The sequence below is a fragment of the Xanthomonas translucens pv. cerealis genome, from assembly GCF_006838285.1.
GTDB classification, from domain to species: Bacteria; Pseudomonadota; Gammaproteobacteria; order Xanthomonadales; family Xanthomonadaceae; genus Xanthomonas_A; species Xanthomonas_A cerealis.
Window position 1 is genome coordinate 2,884,703 of record NZ_CP038228.1, and the last position, 17,900, is coordinate 2,902,602.

General features: G+C 65.5%; 19 protein-coding genes and 1 pseudogene. 4 read left to right on the forward strand and 16 right to left on the reverse strand.

What is annotated here, in order from left to right; all coding sequences use genetic code 11:
• Positions 1-13: 13 nt before the first annotated feature.
• Both E4A48_RS12635 and E4A48_RS12640 read right to left on the reverse strand, forming a co-directional pair.
• Complete coding sequence (locus E4A48_RS12635) at positions 14-262, reverse strand: thioredoxin domain-containing protein (RefSeq protein WP_230812700.1); 249 nt, start codon at positions 260-262, stop codon at positions 14-16.
• Positions 263-348: 86 nt separating this feature from the next.
• Complete coding sequence (locus E4A48_RS12640; RefSeq protein ID WP_039007485.1) at positions 349-843, reverse strand: peptidylprolyl isomerase; 495 nt, start codon at positions 841-843, stop codon at positions 349-351.
• Positions 844-1,032: 189 nt separating this feature from the next.
• Here E4A48_RS12640 and typA point away from each other — a divergent pair, with 189 nt between their 5' ends.
• From typA to E4A48_RS12655, 3 genes and pseudogenes are all read left to right on the forward strand, one after another.
• Entirely contained in the window at positions 1,033-2,862 is a 1,830-nt protein-coding gene (typA, locus tag E4A48_RS12645) for a translational GTPase TypA (protein WP_003470617.1), read from the forward strand.
• 13 nt (positions 2,863-2,875) lie between these two features.
• Positions 2,876-3,358: a DUF2127 domain-containing protein gene (locus E4A48_RS12650; RefSeq protein WP_039007490.1), complete on the forward strand. Its 483-nt coding sequence runs from the start codon at positions 2,876-2,878 to the stop codon at positions 3,356-3,358.
• 176 nt (positions 3,359-3,534) lie between these two features.
• Positions 3,535-4,357 (forward strand): annotated as a pseudogene (locus tag E4A48_RS12655) (amidase family protein); the annotation flags it as partial.
• A gap of 464 nt (positions 4,358-4,821) precedes the next feature.
• On the opposite strand, the gene E4A48_RS12660 reads toward E4A48_RS12655, so the two are convergent.
• Complete coding sequence (locus E4A48_RS12660; RefSeq protein ID WP_176717163.1) at positions 4,822-5,991, reverse strand: mechanosensitive ion channel family protein; 1,170 nt, start codon at positions 5,989-5,991, stop codon at positions 4,822-4,824.
• A gap of 113 nt (positions 5,992-6,104) precedes the next feature.
• On the reverse strand, positions 6,105-7,502 hold the full coding sequence (locus E4A48_RS12665) for a class II 3-deoxy-7-phosphoheptulonate synthase (protein ID WP_142742533.1): 1,398 nt from the start codon (positions 7,500-7,502) through the stop codon (positions 6,105-6,107).
• Positions 7,503-7,727: 225 nt separating this feature from the next.
• Between E4A48_RS12665 and E4A48_RS12670 the strand changes: the two genes are divergently transcribed.
• Positions 7,728-9,848 (forward strand): TonB-dependent receptor, encoded by a 2,121-nt coding sequence (locus E4A48_RS12670; protein WP_058196278.1) that lies wholly within the window; start codon positions 7,728-7,730, stop codon positions 9,846-9,848.
• 251 nt (positions 9,849-10,099) lie between these two features.
• Here the strand turns inward: E4A48_RS12670 and E4A48_RS12675 are convergent, their stop codons facing one another.
• The 12 genes from E4A48_RS12675 to rplF form a co-directional block, all read right to left on the reverse strand.
• The gene (locus tag E4A48_RS12675) at positions 10,100-10,612 is read right to left on the reverse strand and encodes a disulfide bond formation protein B (protein WP_058196277.1); all 513 of its coding nucleotides are present in this window, start codon (positions 10,610-10,612) and stop codon (positions 10,100-10,102) included.
• A 175-nt stretch (positions 10,613-10,787) separates the two neighbouring features.
• On the reverse strand, positions 10,788-11,174 hold the full coding sequence (rplQ, locus tag E4A48_RS12680) for a 50S ribosomal protein L17 (protein WP_039007498.1): 387 nt from the start codon (positions 11,172-11,174) through the stop codon (positions 10,788-10,790).
• Between the two features lie 241 nt (positions 11,175-11,415).
• Positions 11,416-12,414, reverse strand: a complete 999-nt coding sequence (locus tag E4A48_RS12685; protein ID WP_039007499.1) for a DNA-directed RNA polymerase subunit alpha — start codon at positions 12,412-12,414, stop codon at positions 11,416-11,418.
• A gap of 50 nt (positions 12,415-12,464) precedes the next feature.
• Entirely contained in the window at positions 12,465-13,094 is a 630-nt protein-coding gene (gene rpsD / locus E4A48_RS12690; RefSeq protein WP_039007500.1) for a 30S ribosomal protein S4, read from the reverse strand.
• Between the two features lie 14 nt (positions 13,095-13,108).
• Positions 13,109-13,501: a 30S ribosomal protein S11 gene (gene rpsK / locus E4A48_RS12695; RefSeq protein WP_003470632.1), complete on the reverse strand. Its 393-nt coding sequence runs from the start codon at positions 13,499-13,501 to the stop codon at positions 13,109-13,111.
• Between the two features lie 9 nt (positions 13,502-13,510).
• Complete coding sequence (gene rpsM / locus E4A48_RS12700; RefSeq protein ID WP_039007503.1) at positions 13,511-13,867, reverse strand: 30S ribosomal protein S13; 357 nt, start codon at positions 13,865-13,867, stop codon at positions 13,511-13,513.
• A 339-nt stretch (positions 13,868-14,206) separates the two neighbouring features.
• A complete protein-coding gene (secY, locus tag E4A48_RS12705) occupies positions 14,207-15,574 on the reverse strand; it encodes a preprotein translocase subunit SecY (protein WP_058196276.1) in 1,368 nt (455 codons plus the stop codon).
• Positions 15,575-15,581: 7 nt separating this feature from the next.
• Entirely contained in the window at positions 15,582-16,025 is a 444-nt protein-coding gene (gene rplO, locus E4A48_RS12710) for a 50S ribosomal protein L15 (RefSeq protein WP_003470637.1), read from the reverse strand.
• Positions 16,026-16,031: 6 nt separating this feature from the next.
• A complete protein-coding gene (rpmD, locus tag E4A48_RS12715; protein ID WP_003470639.1) occupies positions 16,032-16,223 on the reverse strand; it encodes a 50S ribosomal protein L30 in 192 nt (63 codons plus the stop codon).
• Positions 16,216-16,761, reverse strand: a complete 546-nt coding sequence (gene rpsE / locus E4A48_RS12720) for a 30S ribosomal protein S5 (RefSeq protein ID WP_003470641.1) — start codon at positions 16,759-16,761, stop codon at positions 16,216-16,218. Before rpsE ends, rpmD begins: the two co-directional genes overlap by 8 nt.
• A gap of 157 nt (positions 16,762-16,918) precedes the next feature.
• Complete coding sequence (gene rplR / locus E4A48_RS12725) at positions 16,919-17,278, reverse strand: 50S ribosomal protein L18 (protein WP_003470642.1); 360 nt, start codon at positions 17,276-17,278, stop codon at positions 16,919-16,921.
• Positions 17,279-17,368: 90 nt separating this feature from the next.
• Entirely contained in the window at positions 17,369-17,896 is a 528-nt protein-coding gene (gene rplF, locus E4A48_RS12730; RefSeq protein WP_039007508.1) for a 50S ribosomal protein L6, read from the reverse strand.
• Between the last annotated feature and the right edge of the window lie 4 nt (positions 17,897-17,900).

The window sequence follows — 17,900 nt, forward strand, 5'->3', positions numbered from 1 at the left end:
AAGGGATAAGGGGTCAGTAGACGCGGTAGCCGAGCGGCAGCAGGTGTGCGTCGAGGGCGGCACCACGGTGATCAGCGATGCGGTAGCCGTCGACCACGTGCTGGCCGATCACCATGATCGGCACGCCTTCGCGGCGCAGTGCGGCGGCCGCACGGCGGCCCTGCTCCTGCTCCACATCGAGCACGCGGTAGCGGACCTGGGCACGTTCGAAACCTGCCTGTTGCCGGCGGCAGTAGCCGCACAGCAAAAGGGAACGCATCATCATCGAGGTTCGGGCGCGGCAATCAACCTGGAAATGTTAGCACGCCGGCCATCGGCGACCGGCCGCAAGGCCGGTCGCGGCGGCACTCAGGCGTCGAGCAAGCGGTTCCACTCGGCGACGCGGTCGGCCTTGGCCGCCAGCACCGCATCGGTGTCGCCTTCGATGGTGATCTTGTTGATGGCATCGCCCTGGGCGACGCTGTCGACTACGTCCAGACCCTGGGTCACCTTGCCGAACACGGTGTGCTTGCCGTCCAGCCAAGGGGTGGCGGTGTGGGTGATGAAGAACTGGCTGCCATTGGTGCTGGGACCGGCATTGGCCATCGACAGCACGCCGCGATCGTGGCGCACGCCGTTGTTGGTCTCGTCCTCGAACCGGTAGCCCGGGCCGCCGCGGCCGGAGCCTTCCGGGCAACCGCCCTGGATCATGAAGTCGGCGATCACGCGGTGGAAGCTCAGCCCGTCGTAGAAGCCGCGCTTGGCCAGGTTCACGAAGTTGGCAACGGTCAGCGGCGCCTTGTCGGGATACAGCTCGATCGTGATCGGGCCGCGGGCGGTGTCGAAATGGGCGATCAGGGACATGGAATTCCTTGGAAACGGGGGCGTCATTTGGGCGCATAGAATACACGGCAGCCTGTTTCGCCCGCTTCCGGCACCGCCAACGGCCCTGTCGCCGCCGCTTGAATCCTGAACAGGCAGGCGCACCGAGATGCAGGTATACTAGGAGACTTAACTCTCCTTCCTTTCTGGCGCCGGTTGGCCCCCTTTCGCATGTCCATCGAAAATCTTCGCAATATCGCCATCGTCGCCCACGTCGATCATGGCAAAACCACCCTCGTCGACTGCCTGCTGAAGCAGTCCGGCACCCTCTCCGAGCGCACCGTGCTGGCCGAGCGCGTGATGGACAGCAACGATCAGGAAAAGGAGCGTGGCATCACGATCCTGGCCAAGAACACGGCCATCACCTGGCAGGGCAATCGCATCAACATCGTCGATACCCCTGGACACGCCGACTTCGGCGGCGAAGTGGAGCGCGTGCTGTCGATGGTGGACTCGGTGCTGATCCTGGTCGACGCGATGGACGGGCCGATGCCGCAGACCCGCTTCGTGACCCAGAAGGCCTTCGCGATGGGCTTCAAGCCGATCGTGGTGGTCAATAAGATCGACCGTCCGGGCGCGCGTCCGGACTGGGTGATCGACCAGGTGTTCGACCTGTTCGACAAGCTCGGCGCGACCAACGAACAGCTCGACTTCCCGATCGTCTACGCCTCGGCGCTGCACGGCTACGCGAGCCTGGACGACAGCGCCCGCGAAGGCGACATGACCCCGCTGTACGAAGCGATCATGAAGCACGTGGCGCCGCCGCAGGTGGACCCGGACGGTCCGTTCCAGATGCGCATCAGCCAGCTGGACTACAACAACTTCGTCGGCCTGATCGGCATCGGCCGCATCCAGCGCGGCAAGGTCAAGAAGAACATGCCGGTCAGCATCGTCGACCGCGAAGGCAAGAAGCGCCAGGGCAAGATCCTGCAGGTGCTGGGCTTCATGGGCCTGGAGCGGGTGGAAGTGGAAGAGGCAGAGGCCGGCGACATCGTCGCCATCTCCGGCGTAGCCGACATGAGCATCTCCGACACCATCTGCGCGCTCGACACCCCGGAAGCGCTGCCGGCGCTGACCGTGGACGAGCCGACCATCTCGATGACCTTCCAGGTCAACAACTCGCCGTTCGCCGGCAGCAAGGAACACAGCGGCGGCAAGTTCATCACCAGCCGCCAGATACGCGAGCGCCTGGAGCGCGAGACGCTGCACAACGTCGCGCTGAAGGTCGAGGAAGGCTCGGACCCGGACAAGTTCCTGGTCTCCGGCCGCGGCGAGCTGCACCTATCGGTGCTGATCGAGAACATGCGCCGCGAAGGCTTCGAGTTGGCGGTGTCGCGTCCGGAAGTCATCGTCAAGGAAATCGACGGCAAGCTGATGGAGCCGGTCGAGCAGCTGGTGGTGGACATCGAAGAGCAGCACCAGGGCGGGGTGATGGAGAAGCTGGGCGTGCGCAAGGGCCAGCTGAAGAACATGGAGCCGGACGGCAAGGGCCGCGTGCGCCTGGACTACATGATCCCGGCGCGTGGCCTGATCGGCTTCCAGAACGAGTTCCGCACCCTGACCCAGGGCTCGGGCCTGCTGTTCCACGTGTTCGACCATTACGGCCCGAAGGAACAGGGCGCCATCGCCAAGCGCCAGAACGGCGTGATGATCGCCAACGCCGCCGGCGCCACCCCCGCCTACTCGCTGGGCCCACTGGAAGAGCGTGGCCGTCTGTTCGCTGCCGAAGGCGACAACGTGTACGAAGGCCAGTTGATCGGCATCCATTCCAAGGACAACGATCTGACCGTCAACGCGATCAAGACCAAGCCGCTGACCAACATGCGCGCCTCGGGCAAGGACGATGCGATCAAGCTGACTCCGGCGATCAAGTACACGCTGGAACAGGCGCTGGACTTCATCGAGGACGACGAGCTGGTCGAAGTCACCCCGAAGGAAATCCGCCTGCGCAAGAAGTTCCTGACCGAAAGCGATCGCAAGCGCGCCGGTCGCGGCGGCTGATCGCCGACTCCCCGTGGCCAGCAAGAAGGCGTACAACCCGGATCCGCATGCGCATCCGGGTCTGCACCTGATCGCACTGCTGGAGGCCGGCAAGGGCCTGCTGGCGGTGCTCGCGGCCACGGGCCTGGAACTGATGGGCCCACTGCCGCTGCGCGCGGCGGTGGGCCGGCTGATCGTGCGTTTCAGCCTGGACCCGGAGCACGGCGCGCTGCCGTCGCTGCTCACCATGATCAATCCCGGCGCGGTGCATCTTGCCGCCGCCGGCATGCTCGCCTACGGCGTGCTGCACATCGTCGAAGCCTGGGGCCTGTGGCGCGCCAAGGCCTGGGCGTCGATGCTGGGCTGCATCTCCGCGGCCATCTATCTGCCGTTCGACATCTACGCGATCGCGCGCCATCCCGGCTGGGCGTCATGGGCGGTCCTGGCGATCAACCTGGCCGTGGTCGGCATCCTGGCGCGCGACCTGGTCCGGCGCCGGCGGCGTCCTGCCGTCTGAGTGTCTGCGGGCCACCCTCCGCACCGGTTTGCCAATCCGCACAGCGCTGCGTAGCCTCCTGGAGAACGACTCCCGGGGAAGCCGCCGATGCGTCTGTTGCACGTCTTGTTGCTGTGCGGCACCCTCGCCGGCTGCCGGCACGCCGCACTTGCCCGACACCCACGCTGCAGGCGCAGATGACGCGCGGCACGCTCGACAGCGCCGGCCTGACTGCCGCCTACCTGCAGCGGATCGATGCGCTGGACCGGCAAGGGCAAGGACCGGCGTTGCACGCGATCATCCAGCGCAATCCGCACGCCCTGGACGAAGCGCAGCAACTGGACGCCGAACGCCGCGCCGGGCATCTGCGCGGCTCGCTGCACGGCATTCCGCTCGTGCTCAAGGACAACATCGATGCGCGGCCGATGGCCAACTCGGCCGGCTCGCTGGCGGTGGCCGACTTCCATCCGCCGCACGACGCCATCCTGGTGCAGCGCCTGCGCCAGGCCCGCGCGGTGATCCTGGGCAAGAGCAACCTCAGTGAGTGGGCCAACTTCCACTCCAGCAAATCCAGTTCCGGTTGGAGCGCGCGCAGCGAGCAGACCCGCCATCCGTACGTGCTCGATCGCAATCCCTGCGGCTCCAGCGCCGGCACCGGCGTGGCGGTGTCGGCCAATCTGGCCGCGGCTGGCATCGGGACCGGGACCGACGGCAGCATCGTCTGCCCGGCCGCGGTGAACGGCCTGGTCGGGCTGAAACCGACCGTCGGCCTGATCAGCCGCGACGGCATCATCCCGATCTCCGCCAGCCAGGACAGCGCCAAACCGACGACCCGCAGCGTCGCCGACGCCGCGACGGTGCTGAGCGTGCTGGCCGCGCGCGACACCGCCGACCCGGCTGCCGCCGCAGCGCCGCGCCCATCCGGCCGACTGCCGCACACACCTGCGCGGCGTGCGCATCGGCCCGCTGCCCTCGCCGCTGACGCAGAGCCCGGACATCGCCGCGGCGCAGGCGCGCGCTGCCGCACCGTAAAGCGGGTGACGCCGCAACGACGCCAAGGCGCAACGCATCAACAGACGACTGGCGAAGTAAACCTCTGTAGGAGCAACTGTCTTCAGCCGCGACGAGCGCAGTGGTGAATGTTCCGAACTGGCATGCAGTCGGGACTGAAGTCCCTCCCACAAGAGGCCTCGCCGCTCCGCGGCGCCGGTGGAATCCTTGTGGGAGCGACTTCAGTCGCGACGAGCGCAGCGGCAGGCCTTCCGGCTTCGGACGATGTCGCGGCTGAAGTTGCTCCTACAGTGCACCCAGCAGGCGATCCGCAGGCCGTGTAGGAGCTTCAGCCGCGACCGGATCTTCCTGGTGAAGCCCGGTCGCGGCTGAAGCCCTACAGGTTTCAATGAGAATCCATGCGTTACCAACAACGCGTGGACGCTGCAGGCGCCTGCCGCAACGAAGACACGAAGACACGGCACAAGCTAACGCTATGCCGTATCCGGCCGCGGCGCATCAGGATCCTGCCCCCCTGTCGCCGCTGGCGCGCCATCCTCGGCGCCGGGCGAGCGCATCGCCGCCGAGTCGCTGGTGGTCGATGGCGGCCGCTGTGACGCGCGTGCGGTATCCGAAGAGATCTCCGCGCGCATCCTCGGCAAGGCATACGGATGTTCGCGGGTCAGGAAATCGATCATCCGCTCGCGCACGATGCAGCGCAGGTCGAACGCATCGCTGGAATTGCGCGCGCTGACCAGCAGGCGCACCTGGATCGCGCTCTCGCTGGTTTCGGTCACCTGGGTCACGCAGACGCGCCCGTCCCATAGCGACTCGCTCTTGCAGATCCGCTCCAGCTCGGCGCGCAGCTGCGGCATCGGCGTGCGGTAGTCCAGCCACAGGAACGCGGTGCCGAGCAGGTCGGCACTGCTGCGCGTCCAGTTCTGGAACGGGTTCTCGATGAACCAAGTCAGCGGCACCACCATGCGCCGCTCGTCCCAGATGCGCACCACCACGTAGGAACTGCCGATCTCCTCGATGCGGCCCCACTCGCCTTCGACGATGACCACGTCGTCGAGCCGGATCGGCTGGGTCAAGGCGATCTGCAGACCGGCGATCAGGTTGCCGAACACCGGCTTGGCGGCGATGCCGGCGACCAGGCCGATGATGCCGGCCGAGGCCAGCAGCGTGGTGCCGATCTGGCGTACCGCCGGGAAGGTCAGCAGCACCACCGAGGTGCCGAGCAGGATGATCGTGCCCATCGCCACGCGCGCCAGCACCCGGGTCTGGGTCTGGATGCGCCGCGCGGCCAGATTGTCGGCCACTTCGATCGGATAGCTGCGCAGGATCGCCGCTTCCAGCGCGGCGGCGCCGCGTACCAGCAGCCAGGTCACGCAGCCGATCATGCCGATGTGCAGCAGGTGCTGCAGGTCGGTCAGCGCGCGCTGCTCCAGCGGCGTGGATTCCAGCGCGAAGCTGAGCATCAGCATCGGCAGCAGGAACGCCATCGGCACGCTGAGCACGCCCACGATGCGCGCGCGCCGGTAGTCGCGCCCGCGCATGCGCTGCGCGATGCGCAGCAGCAGCCACCAGGCCAGGAAGCCGAGCACCACCGCTGCGCCGATCGGCAGCGTGTAATTGCGCCACGGGATCCAGTCGAGATCCAGGTTCAAGATGCGCTCCTTGAAGGGGGGGAGGAGGCGCGACAGTGTGGCAAAGCGGGTATGAGCGCGATGTCGAGCGGCGCGATGCGCTCACCAGCCGCGCGCTTGGCGCGGCCTCAGTCAGTCGTCAGCGGCACGCTGCGCCCGTTCTGCTTGCGCACGATCGCCAGCGCGATCTCCAGCGACTGCTCGTAGTTCAAGCGCGGGTCCACGCTGGAGCGGTAGGCCCGCTCAAGGTCGCGCTCGGTCAGCTCGCGTGCGCCGCCGGTGCATTCGGTGACGTCTTCGCCGGTCAACTCCAGATGCACGCCGCCCAGCCGCGTGCCGGCCGCGGCATGGATGTCGAACGACTGCTCCACCTCCCCCAGCACGTTGTCGTAGCGCCGCGTCTTGTAGCCGTTGCTGGTGCTCTCGGTATTGCCGTGCATCGCATCGCATACCCAAAGCACGCGGCGGCCATCGCGCTTCACCGCATCCAGCAGCGGCGGCAGTTTCTGCGCGATCTGCGCCGCGCCCATGCGGTGGATGAAGGTCAGCCGGCCGGGTTCGTCCTCGGGATTGAGCACGTCGATCAGGCGCAGCAACTGGTCCGGCTGCGCCGACGGCCCGACCTTGATCGCGATCGGGTTGCGGATGCCACGGAAATACTCCACGTGCGCGCCGTCCAGTGCCGCGGTGCGCATGCCGATCCACGGATAATGCGTGCTGAGGTTGAACCAGCCCCATTGCCGCGGCACCTGGCGGGTCAGCGCTTCCTCGTACGGCAGCAGCAGCGCTTCGTGCGAAGTGTAGAAATCGACCCGGTTGAGGTTGTACAGCTGCGCGCCGGACAGGGTCTCCATGAAGCGCACCGCGTCGCCGATCGAGGACACCATCTTCTGGTAGTCCTCGGCCAGCGGCGAGTAGCCGACCCAGCTCAGGTTCCAGTACTCGGGATGGTGCAGGTCGGCGAAGCCGCCATCGATCAGCGCACGCACGAAATTCATCGTCATCGCCGAACGCGAGTGCGCGGTGATCATCCGCCGCGGATCGGGCACGCGCGCCTGCGCGGTGAACTCCGGGCCATTGACCACGTCGCCGCGGTAGCTCGGCAGAGTCACCCCGTCGCGGGTCTCGGTATCGGCCGAGCGCGGCTTGGCGTACTGACCGGCGTAACGTCCCACCCGCACCACCGGCAGGCGCAAGCCGTGCACCAGCACTAGGCTCATCTGCAGCAGCACCTTGAGTCGGTTGGAGATCGTGGCGGACTCGCAATCGCTGAAGTTCTCCGCGCAATCGCCGCCCTGCAGCAGAAAACGCTTGCCTTCCTGCGCCTCGGCAAGCTGCTTCTTCAGTGCGAAGATCTCCCACGAGGTGACCAGCGGCGGCAGGTGGCGCAATTCGCCCAGCGTCGCCTCCAACGCCTGCGGATCCGGATACACCGGCATCTGCAGTGCGGGTTTGCCGCGCCAACTGGCAGGCGCCCAAGACGGCTGGGTGGATTCAGGCGCGGCGGCGGGGACGGACAGATTCATGGAAGGACTCCTTGGCAACCTGCGATGTTCGCAGAGCCTGGCCGCGACGCAAAGCACTACGTGACACGCGCGCGCGGCCGTGGCCGCAATCGAGGCCGGGACATGAACGCCAGGCAAAGCACGCAAGCCAGCCGTGACTTCCGACCTACGCCAGCGCCACTACGAAAGTAGAATGTTATTACATTGCAAATTTGTATCCCTTCCATTCCAGGTTTCGCCTACGCCATGACGCCCCGCCCCCTTTCCGCCGCCATCGCCCTCGTCGTGCTGGCCGCCCCCGGCTTCGCACTCGCCGCCGATGCCGGCCCCCAGCGCACCACCGACCTTGATGCGGTCACCGTCACCGCCAAGCTGGAGGCGGCACGCAACGCGCTGTCGCCGGACATCGGCAGCAGCCAGTACGCGATCACCGCCGAGGACATCGAGCGCTTGCCACTTGGCGCCGCCACCCCGCTCAACCAGGTGCTTCTGCAAGCCCCGGGCGTGGTCCAGGACTCCTACGGCGGCATCCACGTGCGCGGCGACCACGCCAATTTGCAGTACCGCATCAACGGCGTACTGATCCCCGAATCCATTTCCGGTTTCGGCCAGAGCCTGGAGCCGCGGACGATCAAGAGCATCAAGCTGCTCGACGGCGCGCTGCCCGCGCAGTTCGGCGAGCGCACCGCAGCGGTGGTGGACATCACCACCAAGAGCGGCGCGGAACTGGGCAACGGCGGCAGCGTCGGCATCACCGGCGGTTCCTACGGCACGCTCAATCCGAACGCCTCCTGGTGGGGCAGCAGCGGCCGCTGGAGCTGGTTCGTCACCGGCGACTACGAGCAAAACAAGCTCGGCCTGGAGAATCCGGTCAACAGCCGCAATCCCGATCACGACAAGACCCACCAGGGCAAAGGCTTCGCCGACCTCAGCTACCTGATCGACGAGAACACCCGGCTCAGCCTGCTGGTCGGCTATGCCAACAACCGCTTCCAGATCCCGAACAATCCCGGGCAAACGCCGGCGTTCGATTACCTGGGCGCGACCGACTTCGACTCGTCCAAGCTCGACGAAAACCAGCGCGAGAACACCCGCTTCGGCACCCTGGTGCTGCAGGGTTCGCTCGGCGCCACCAGCTACCAACTGTCGGCCGGGCAGCGCTACAGCAGCGTCGCGTTCTCGCCCGACGTCGCCGGCGACCTGATCTTCGACGGCGTCGCCTCGCAGGTGAACCGCAGCAACCGTGCCAACACCGTACAGGCCGACTTCTCCACCCCACTCGGCGACGCGCACACCTTGCGCTATGGCGTGTACGGCAATTTCGAGCATGCCGTCGCCAGCAACAACTCCTACGTGTTCCCGGCCGATGCCGACGGCAACCAGACCAGCAACGCGCCGATCTTCATCCCCGACGCCAGCCGCTTCCACGCCAGCACCTACGCGCTGTACCTGCAGGACGAATGGAAGATCGGCGACGACTGGACCGTGAATTACGGCGTGCGCGGCGACCGCTACAAGGCGTTCGGCACCACCGAAGGCCAGCTCAGCCCTCGCCTGGGCATGGTCTGGCGCGCAAGCGCCGACACCACCGTGCATGCCGGCTATGCGCGCTACTTCACCCCGCCGGCCAGCGAACTGATCTCCACCAGCGACATCGCCCTGTACGACGGCACCACCAACCAGCAGTCCACCGCCGGCGGCGCGACCACGCCGCTGAGCGAGCGCAGCGACTACTACGACATGGGCATCTCGCAGGTGGTCAACGAGCACCTGACCCTGGGCCTGGACACGTACTACCGCAAGGCAGACCGCCTGCAGGACGAAGGCCAGTTCGGCGCCGCCTACGTCTATTCCACGTTCAATTACCGCTACGGCCGCATCCGCGGCGCCGAGTTCAGCGCCGACTACAACAACGGCCCGGTCACCGCCTACTTCAACGTCGCCTACAGCAAGGCGATGGGCAAGCGGGTCATGACCAGCCTATACAACTTCGATCCGGACGCGTTGGCCTACGCCTACGACAACTGGATCCACCTGGACCACGACCAGAAGTTCACTTCGTCCGGCGGCATCAGCTACGCGATCGACGACGCCAGCCGGATCGGCGCCAACTACCTGTTCGGCAGCGGCCTGCGCACCGACACCGACACGGTGCCCAACGGTGCCGAGCTGCCGTCGTACTTCCAGTTGAACCTCAGCGCCGGCCATGACTTCGCGCTCGGCACGCATCCGCTGCACGCACAAGTGGCGGTGCTCAACGTGCTCGATCGCGCCTACCAGCTGCGCGACGGCGGCGGCATCGGCGTATTCGCCCCGCAATGGGCGCCGCGCCGCGGCGTCTACCTGAGCCTGCAGCAGGATTTCTGAGGCCGCTGCGCCAGGCCGCGCCCGCGACGGGCCGGCCTGGATGCCGTGAGAAGAGCGATGCTGCACGGGGGGCTTGCAGCCGCGAGTCGCTCAAGTGCCGAAACCGGGCGCGCCCGGTTGGCCAAACCGAACTTCGCTGGATGCCCCCCCCATGTATTCGCCGCCCACGAGATGTTGTGGGAGTCGACTTCAGTCGCGACAGGCCTTACCGGTAGTGCCTTGTCGCGACTGAAGTCGCTCGCACAGAATTCTCAGTGCAACGAACGTCGCCGGGCCTTGAACCCGGCATACAGCGCGAACAGCGCCAGCGCCACGAAGCAGATCAAGCACCACACCGGCATCGACAGACCGAGAAAGCGCCAGTCGATGTTGCCGCAGTCGCCGGTCCCGGTCAGCACACGGCGCAGCACCTCGAACGGCCCCAGCGTCTCGCGCAGGAAGCTCAGCGGCGGACCACAGGAGGCCATCGGATCGGGAAACAACTGCACCGACACGTGCTTGGTGGAGATGCCGGCGCCGATGGCCGCGGCCAGGAACGCCAGCACGCCATAGACCTTGCGCCCGCCGCTGCGCGCCGGGCCGTGCAAGGCGCCAAGCAGGAACAGCAGACCCAGCGCGGCGAACGCGATGCGCTGGAAGATGCACAGCGGACAGGGCTCGATGGCGAGCTGCAGCTGCACGTAGATCGCATAGCCCAGCAGCCCGGCACAGATCAGAAAGCCGAACAGGAACTGCGCGCGGAAACTCCAGCGTAACGGGTTCATCGGGTCGGGCTCACATGAACGGTCCGCGCATTATCCGCCATCGCCCGCCTCGCCACCATGTGCCGTGCGTCCTTGCGCGCAGCGAGCGCGCCACGCGCGCGGCGCAAACCGCCAGCCCCGCACGCAAAAAAGCCCGGACATGCCGGGCTTCTTGCTGACGCGGTGGGGGCCGGATTTACTCGGCCACTTCCTCGGCGATCGCGGTCGGGCGATCGACCAGCTCGACGTACGCCATCGGCGCGTTGTCGCCGGCGCGAAAGCCGCACTTCAGGATGCGCAGGTAGCCACCCGGACGCGACTGGTAACGTGGGCCCAACTCAACGAACAGCTTGCCCACCGCTTCCTTATCGCGCAGGCGCGAGAAGGCCAGACGGCGGTTGGCAACGCCATCGATCTTGGCGATGGTGATCAGCGGCTCGGCGACGCGACGCAGTTCCTTGGCCTTCGGCAAGGTGGTCTTGATCAGCTCATGCTTGAACAGCGAAGCCGCCATGTTGGAAAACATCGCCTGGCGATGGGCGCTGGTGCGGTTGAACTTGCGGCCGGATTTCTGGTGACGCATGGTCTTGGTTCCTATGGAAAGTTGAAACTGCTGGAGATCGCTGTCGCCGTCCTGGCGTTGAACAATGGACTGCGGATGGTCCGAGCCGGCCGTCCTTGACCGGACAACGCAGCGGGCTTAGCGACCCGTCGACGTAGTGGTGCGTTTGATGCTGCGCGAGCCGCCGCGAGGGCGCCCGTGGGTGCGCGGACAGGCAGCGTCCGTGGCCGATGCCAGTGCGGCATCGGCCAGGTGCGCGTGCTTAGCCGAGCATGCCGTGCTGGGCGACGCCGGCCGGCGGCCAGTTCTCCAGCTTCATGCCGAGCGACAGGCCACGCTGGGCCAGCACTTCCTTGATCTCGGTCAACGACTTCTTGCCGAGGTTCGGGGTCTTAAGCAGTTCCACTTCGGTCTTCTGGATCAGATCGCCGATGTAGTAGATGCTCTCGGCCTTCAGGCAGTTGGCCGAACGCACGGTCAGTTCCAGATCGTCGATCGGACGCAGCAGTACCGGATCCACGCCGTTGCTGGCAGGCTTGGCCGCGCCACGGTCGCGATGGGTGAAGTCGCCGAACACCGACAGCTGATCGCTGAGGATGTCGGCGGCGGTGCGCACGGCTTCCTCGGCATCGATCGTGCCGTTGGTCTCGATGTCCAGGACCAGCTTGTCCAGGTCGGTGCGCTGCTCGACGCGCGCGGATTCGACCGCGTAGGCGACGCGACGCACCGGCGAGAACGACGCATCCAGGATCAGGCGACCGATGGTGCGGGTTTCCTCGTCCGGACGGCGACGCGCGGCGGCCGGCTGGTAGCCGAAGCCACGCTCGATCTTCAGACGCATGTTGATCGCCATATCCTTGGTCAGGTGGCAGATCACGTGGTCGTTGTTGAGGATATCGACGTTGTGGTCGGTCTTGATGTCGGCGGCAGTGACCGTGCCCGGACCCTGTTTGGACAGCGACAGCGTGGCACTGTCACCCGTATGTATGCGGATGGCCACGTCCTTGAGATTGAGCAGGACATCCAGCACGTCCTCCTGCAGCCCTTCGACCGTGGTGTACTCATGCAGCACGCCGTCGATCTCGACTTCCGTGATCGCGAAGCCGGGGATCGAGGACAACAGCACGCGACGCAGGGCATTGCCCAGCGTATGCCCATACCCGCGCTCCAAGGGCTCGATTACGACCTTGGCGCGGTTGTCGGTAAGGCGTTCGATCTGCGGCCCACGGGGGCGCAGAACCTGGTTGGCGGTAACCGTCATGTTGCGGGTTCTCCTGACGAGCCTCCGTTGCCGGAGGCTCTCCAATGTGATTACTTCGAATACAACTCGACGATCAGCGCTTCGTTGATGTCAGCAGGCAGGTCCGCACGATCCGGCACGGCCTTGAAGATGCCGCTGAACTTCTTCGAATCGACCTCGACCCAGGACGGGTTCAGGTCGTGCGTTTCGGCAACGGTCAGCGCTTCCTGCACGCGAAGCTGCTTCTGCGCCTTTTCCGACAGGGCGATCGCGTCGCCGGCCTTGACCTGATACGAGGCCAGGTTCACCGACTTGCCGTTGACCATCACGCCACGGTGCGACACCAGCTGGCGCGCAGCCGGACGGGTGACGGCGAAGCCCATGCGGTAGACGACGTTGTCCAGGCGGGTTTCCAGCAGCTGCAGAAGGTTCTCGCCGGTGTTGCCTTTCTTGGTCGAGGCCTTCTTGTAGTAGTTGCGGAACTGACGCTCCAGCAGACCGTAGATACGCTTGACCTTCTGCTTTTCGCGCAGCTGGGTGGCGTAGTCGGACAACTTGCCCTTGCGGGCGGTCGCGCCGTGCTGGCCGGGCTTTTGCTCCAGCTTGCACTTGGAGTCCAGGGCACGCGCTGGGCTCTTGAGGGAAAGATCGGCGCCTTCACGGCGCGCGAGCTTACAGGTAGGACCGATATAACGAGCCATTTCTTATCGCTCCTTTAGACGCGACGCTTCTTCGGCGGACGGCACCCGTTGTGCGGGATAGGCGTCACGTCGATGATGTTGGTGATCTTGTATCCGACGTTGTTCAACGAACGGACGGCGGACTCGCGACCCGGACCCGGGCCCTTGATGCGCACTTCCAGCGACTTCACGCCGTAGTCGAGCGCAGCGCGCCCGGCCTTCTCGGCGGCAACCTGCGCCGCGAACGGCGTGGACTTGCGCGAACCGCGGAAACCGGCGCCACCGGAGGTCGCCCAGGACAATGCATTACCCTGACGGTCAGTGATGGTCACGATGGTGTTGTTGAACGAAGCGTGGACGTGGGCGACGCCGTCGGTGACGACGCGCTTGATCTTCTTCTTGGTCTTTGCTGCTGCGGGCTTAGCCATGTCTGTGCCTTACTTCCTGATCGCCTTGCGCGGGCCCTTGCGGGTGCGGGCGTTGGTGCGGGTGCGCTGACCACGCAGCGGCAGGCCACGACGATGACGCAGACCGCGGTAGCAGCCCAGGTCCATCAGCCGCTTGATGGCGATGCCTACTTCGCGACGCAGGTCGCCTTCGACGATGTACTTGCCGATTTCGAGGCGCAAGCGCTCGATTTCAGGCTCGGACAGGTCACGGATCTTGGTGCTCGAGGTCACGCCTGCGGCTTCGCAGACTTTCTTGGAACGGGTACGGCCGATGCCGAAAATGCTTTGCAACCCGACCCAGACGTGCTTCTGGGCTGGCAGGTTGACGCCTGCAATACGCGCCATGACGCGGTTCTCCAACTGAGTGATGGCCCGACAGCGCACTGCGGCGCCATCCGGCAGGATGGATCAAAAAGTGAACTTATAAGTCTAGCAAGGTCTCGGGTTACATGGAAGCCCGCGGAACCTTTCGGTTCCGCAAGCCCGGCATGGGGAGTGTGCCCATGCTCCGGCGCCGGACGTCGTTGGCCCAGGTGAGGATCCACCCTGGCCGCCCGCGCTACTCCAGCGCAGGACCACCACGTCACACCCACGCACGAGACCGCTGCATGGGCCGCCCTTCAAGTCGGAAGACTGCGCCCGGGAACTGGAGCGTCTTCGCGGAAGGAAATTAAATTATAGCCATCAACCGCGGGCAAAACCGCCGCGCGAGCCACCCTTGAGGTTGGCCTTCTTCAACAGGCTTTCGTACTGGTGCGACATCAGGTGCGCCTGGATCTGCGCGATGAAGTCCATCACCACCACGACCGCGATCAGCAGCGAAGTGCCGCCGAAATGGAACGAGGTGCCGAGCTGCGTGCGCATGATTTCCGGCAGCAGACACACGATCACCAGGTACAGCGAGCCGGCGGCGGTCAGCCGGGTCAGCACGCCGTCGACGTAATCGGCCGTGGCCTTGCCCGGACGGATGCCAGGAATCAGCGCACCGGACTTCTTCAGGTTGTCCGCGGTTTCCTGCGAGTTGAACACCAGCGCGGTATAGAAGAACGCGAAACCGATGATCAACGCGGCGAACACGATCATGTGCACCGGCTCGCCCGGCCCAAGAGCATTGGCGATACGCTGCAGCACGCTGCCGAAGGTACTGTTGGACGCGGCCTGGCCCGACCACATCGACAGGGTCGCCGGGAAGGCGAGGATGCTCGAGGCAAAGATCGGCGGAATCACGCCAGCCATGTTCAGCTTCAGCGGCAGGAACGAGGTCTGATTCATATACGCGTTGCGGCCGCCCTGGCGCCGCGCGTAGTTCACCGTGATGCGCCGCTGCCCGCGTTCGACGAATACCACGAACAGGGTGAAGGCGAGGATGGTCAGCACGATCAGCAACAGCGAGATGAAACTCATGTTGCCGTCGCGGTAGGCTTCCACGGTCTGGATCGACGCCGCCGGCAAACCAGCGACGATGCCGGCGAAGATGATCAGCGACACGCCATTGCCGATGCCGCGCTCGGTGACCTGCTCGCCGACCCACATCAGGAAGATGGTGCCGGCGGTCAGTGCGATCACCGCGGTGAGCACGAAGCCCATGCCCGGCGCGTACACGACCGGCGCACCGCCCGGTGCGGTCTGGTTCTGCAGCGCCAGCGCGATACTTCCGCCCTGCACCACCGCCAGCAGCACCGCGCCGATGCGCGAATATTGGGTGATCTTGCGCCGACCAGACTCGCCTTCCTTCTGCATCGCCTTCAGCGACGGGAAGATGTGCGTGGCCAGCTGGATCACGATCGATGCCGAGATGTACGGCATCACGTTCAGCGCGAAGATGCTGAAACGGTGCAGGGCGCCGCCCGAGAACATGTTGAACATGTCCACGATGCCGCCGCCCTGCGCCTGCATCAGCGCAAGCATGGCTTCGGGATTGACGCCTGGCACCGGCACGTAGCAGCCGATGCGGTAGACGATCAATGCGCCGAGAACGAACAACAGGCGCTGGCGAAGTTCCGTGAACTTGCCAAGCCCGCCGCCGAGGTTACCCATGCCAGCCTGCGCCATCTGCGTGTTACTCCTGCACGCTGCCGCCGGCAGCTTCGATTGCCGCCTTGGCACCGGCGGTCGCGGCGATACCCTTGAGCACGAACTTCTTGCTCAGCTCGCCCTTGAGGACGACCTTGGCCTTCTTCGCGGTGCTCGGGACCAGCTTGGCAGCGCGCAGCGCGGCGAAATCGATCTCGCCTTCCGGAAGGTTGTCGAGCTGGTAGGACAGCACTTCGGCCGTGTCCTTGGCCATCTTGGAACGGAAGCCGATCTTCGGCAGACGGCGCTGCATGGGGGTCTGGCCGCCTTCGAAGCCGGCCTTGATCTTGCCGCCGCCCTTGCGCGCGAACGAACCCTTGTGGCCGCGGCCGCAGGTCTTGCCCAGGCCCGAACCGATGCCGCGACCGACGCGGGTGCGCTCGGTCCGCGCGCCTTCGGCGGGCTTCAGATCATTCAGATGCAAAGTCATGGTCGCTTACTCCTCAACCTGGACGAGGTAGTGAACCTTGTTGATCAGGCCGCGCACCTGCGGGCTGTCCTTCAGTTCACGCACATCGTTGAGCTTGTTCAGGCCCAGCGCACGCACCGACAGGCGGTGACGCGACTGGGTACCACGAAGGCCGCGCACCAGGCGCACCTTCACCGTCTTGTTGGACGCATTAGCCATGGTTGAGTTCCTCCACCTTCTTGCCGCGCTTGGCCGCAATGCGCGACGGCGACTGCATATCTTCCAGGCCGCGCAGCGTAGCGCGCACCAGATTGATCGGGTTGCGCGAACCGACGGCCTTGGCCAGCACGTTCTTGACCCCGACCGCTTCCAACACAGCACGCATCGCGCCACCGGCGATGACGCCGGTACCTTCCGACGCCGGCATCATGAACACGCGCGCCGCGCCGTGGCCGGACTTCACCGCGTGCCACAGGGTGCCGTTGTTCAGATCGATGTTGAGCATGCCCTTGCGCGCATATTCCATCGACTTCTGGATCGCGACCGGCACTTCGCGCGCCTTGCCGTAACCGAACCCGATCTTGCCGTTGCCGTCGCCGACCACGGTCAGCGCGGTGAAGGTGAACTGGCGACCGCCCTTGACCGTTTTGCTGACGCGGTTGACCGCGACCAGCTTCTCGATCATGCCGTCGTCGACTTTCTCTTCGCGGTTGCGGTCGCGATCACGACCCCGCGGTGCACGCTGTTCTTCAGCCATTGTGTATTCCTTGGTAGTTGAAAGAGTTACGGCTTGCATGCCGCTTATAGTTGTTGACTGGAACCGTGTTCCCCGGACGCGCACATAAGGCGCGTCAGGGTCCGATGCGGCCCGCATCGACAGGTCGGGCGCGGCGTGGACGCCGCACCCGCAAGGATCAGAACTGCAGGCCGCCTTCGCGCGCGGCGTCGGCCAGTGCCTTGATGCGGCCGTGGTAGCGGTAGCCCGAGCGGTCGAAGGCGACCTTCTCTATACCTGCGGCCTTGGCGCGCTCGGCGATCAGCTTGCCGACCTTGACGGCCGCCTCGCTGTTCTTGCCGCTCTTCAGGCCGTCCTTGACGTCGGCCTGCAGAGTGTTCGCCGCAGCGATCACCTTGGAGCCGTCGGCAGTGAAGACCTGCGCATACAGGTGCTGACCGGTGCGCAGCACCGACAGGCGCGCGACGCCGAGTTCGCGGATGTGCGCACGGGTCGACTTGGCGCGGCGCAGACGGGCGATGTTCTTGTTGATGGTCATGTCTATGTCCTACGGAAGCTGAAGGAGAACAGGCTTTTGCATTGAAGAGTCTGGCCATGAATGGCCGGGCTCCTCGCAGAAGGACCTGCCTTATGCCTTCTTGGCTTCCTTGCGAATGATGGCTTCACCGGCGTACTTCACACCCTTGCCCTTGTAGGGCTCCGGCGGACGGAAACCGCGGATCTTGGCGGCGACTTCACCGACGCGCTGCTTGTCGGCGCCCTGCACCACGATCTCGGTCTGAGTCGGGGTGGCCAGGGTGATGCCTTCCGGCGCCTTGAACACGACCGGGTGCGAGAAGCCGAGCGCCAGGCTCAGGTCCTTGCCCTGCATCGTGGCACGGTAACCGACGCCGACCAGCTCGAGCTTGCGCTCGAAGCCTTCGGAAACGCCGTGCACCATGTTCGCCAGGATCGCGCGGACGGTGCCGGTGATGGCGATCTGCGACGGGTCGTTGGCCGACAGCGTGGCGACACCGTCTTCCTGCTTGATTTCGACGCCAGCCGGCTTGATCAGCGACAGGGTGCCCTTCGGGCCCTTGACGCTCACCAGCTCGGGCTGGACATTCAGTTCGACGCCCTTCGGGAGGGAAATCGGCTTCTTGGCTACGCGGGACATTTAC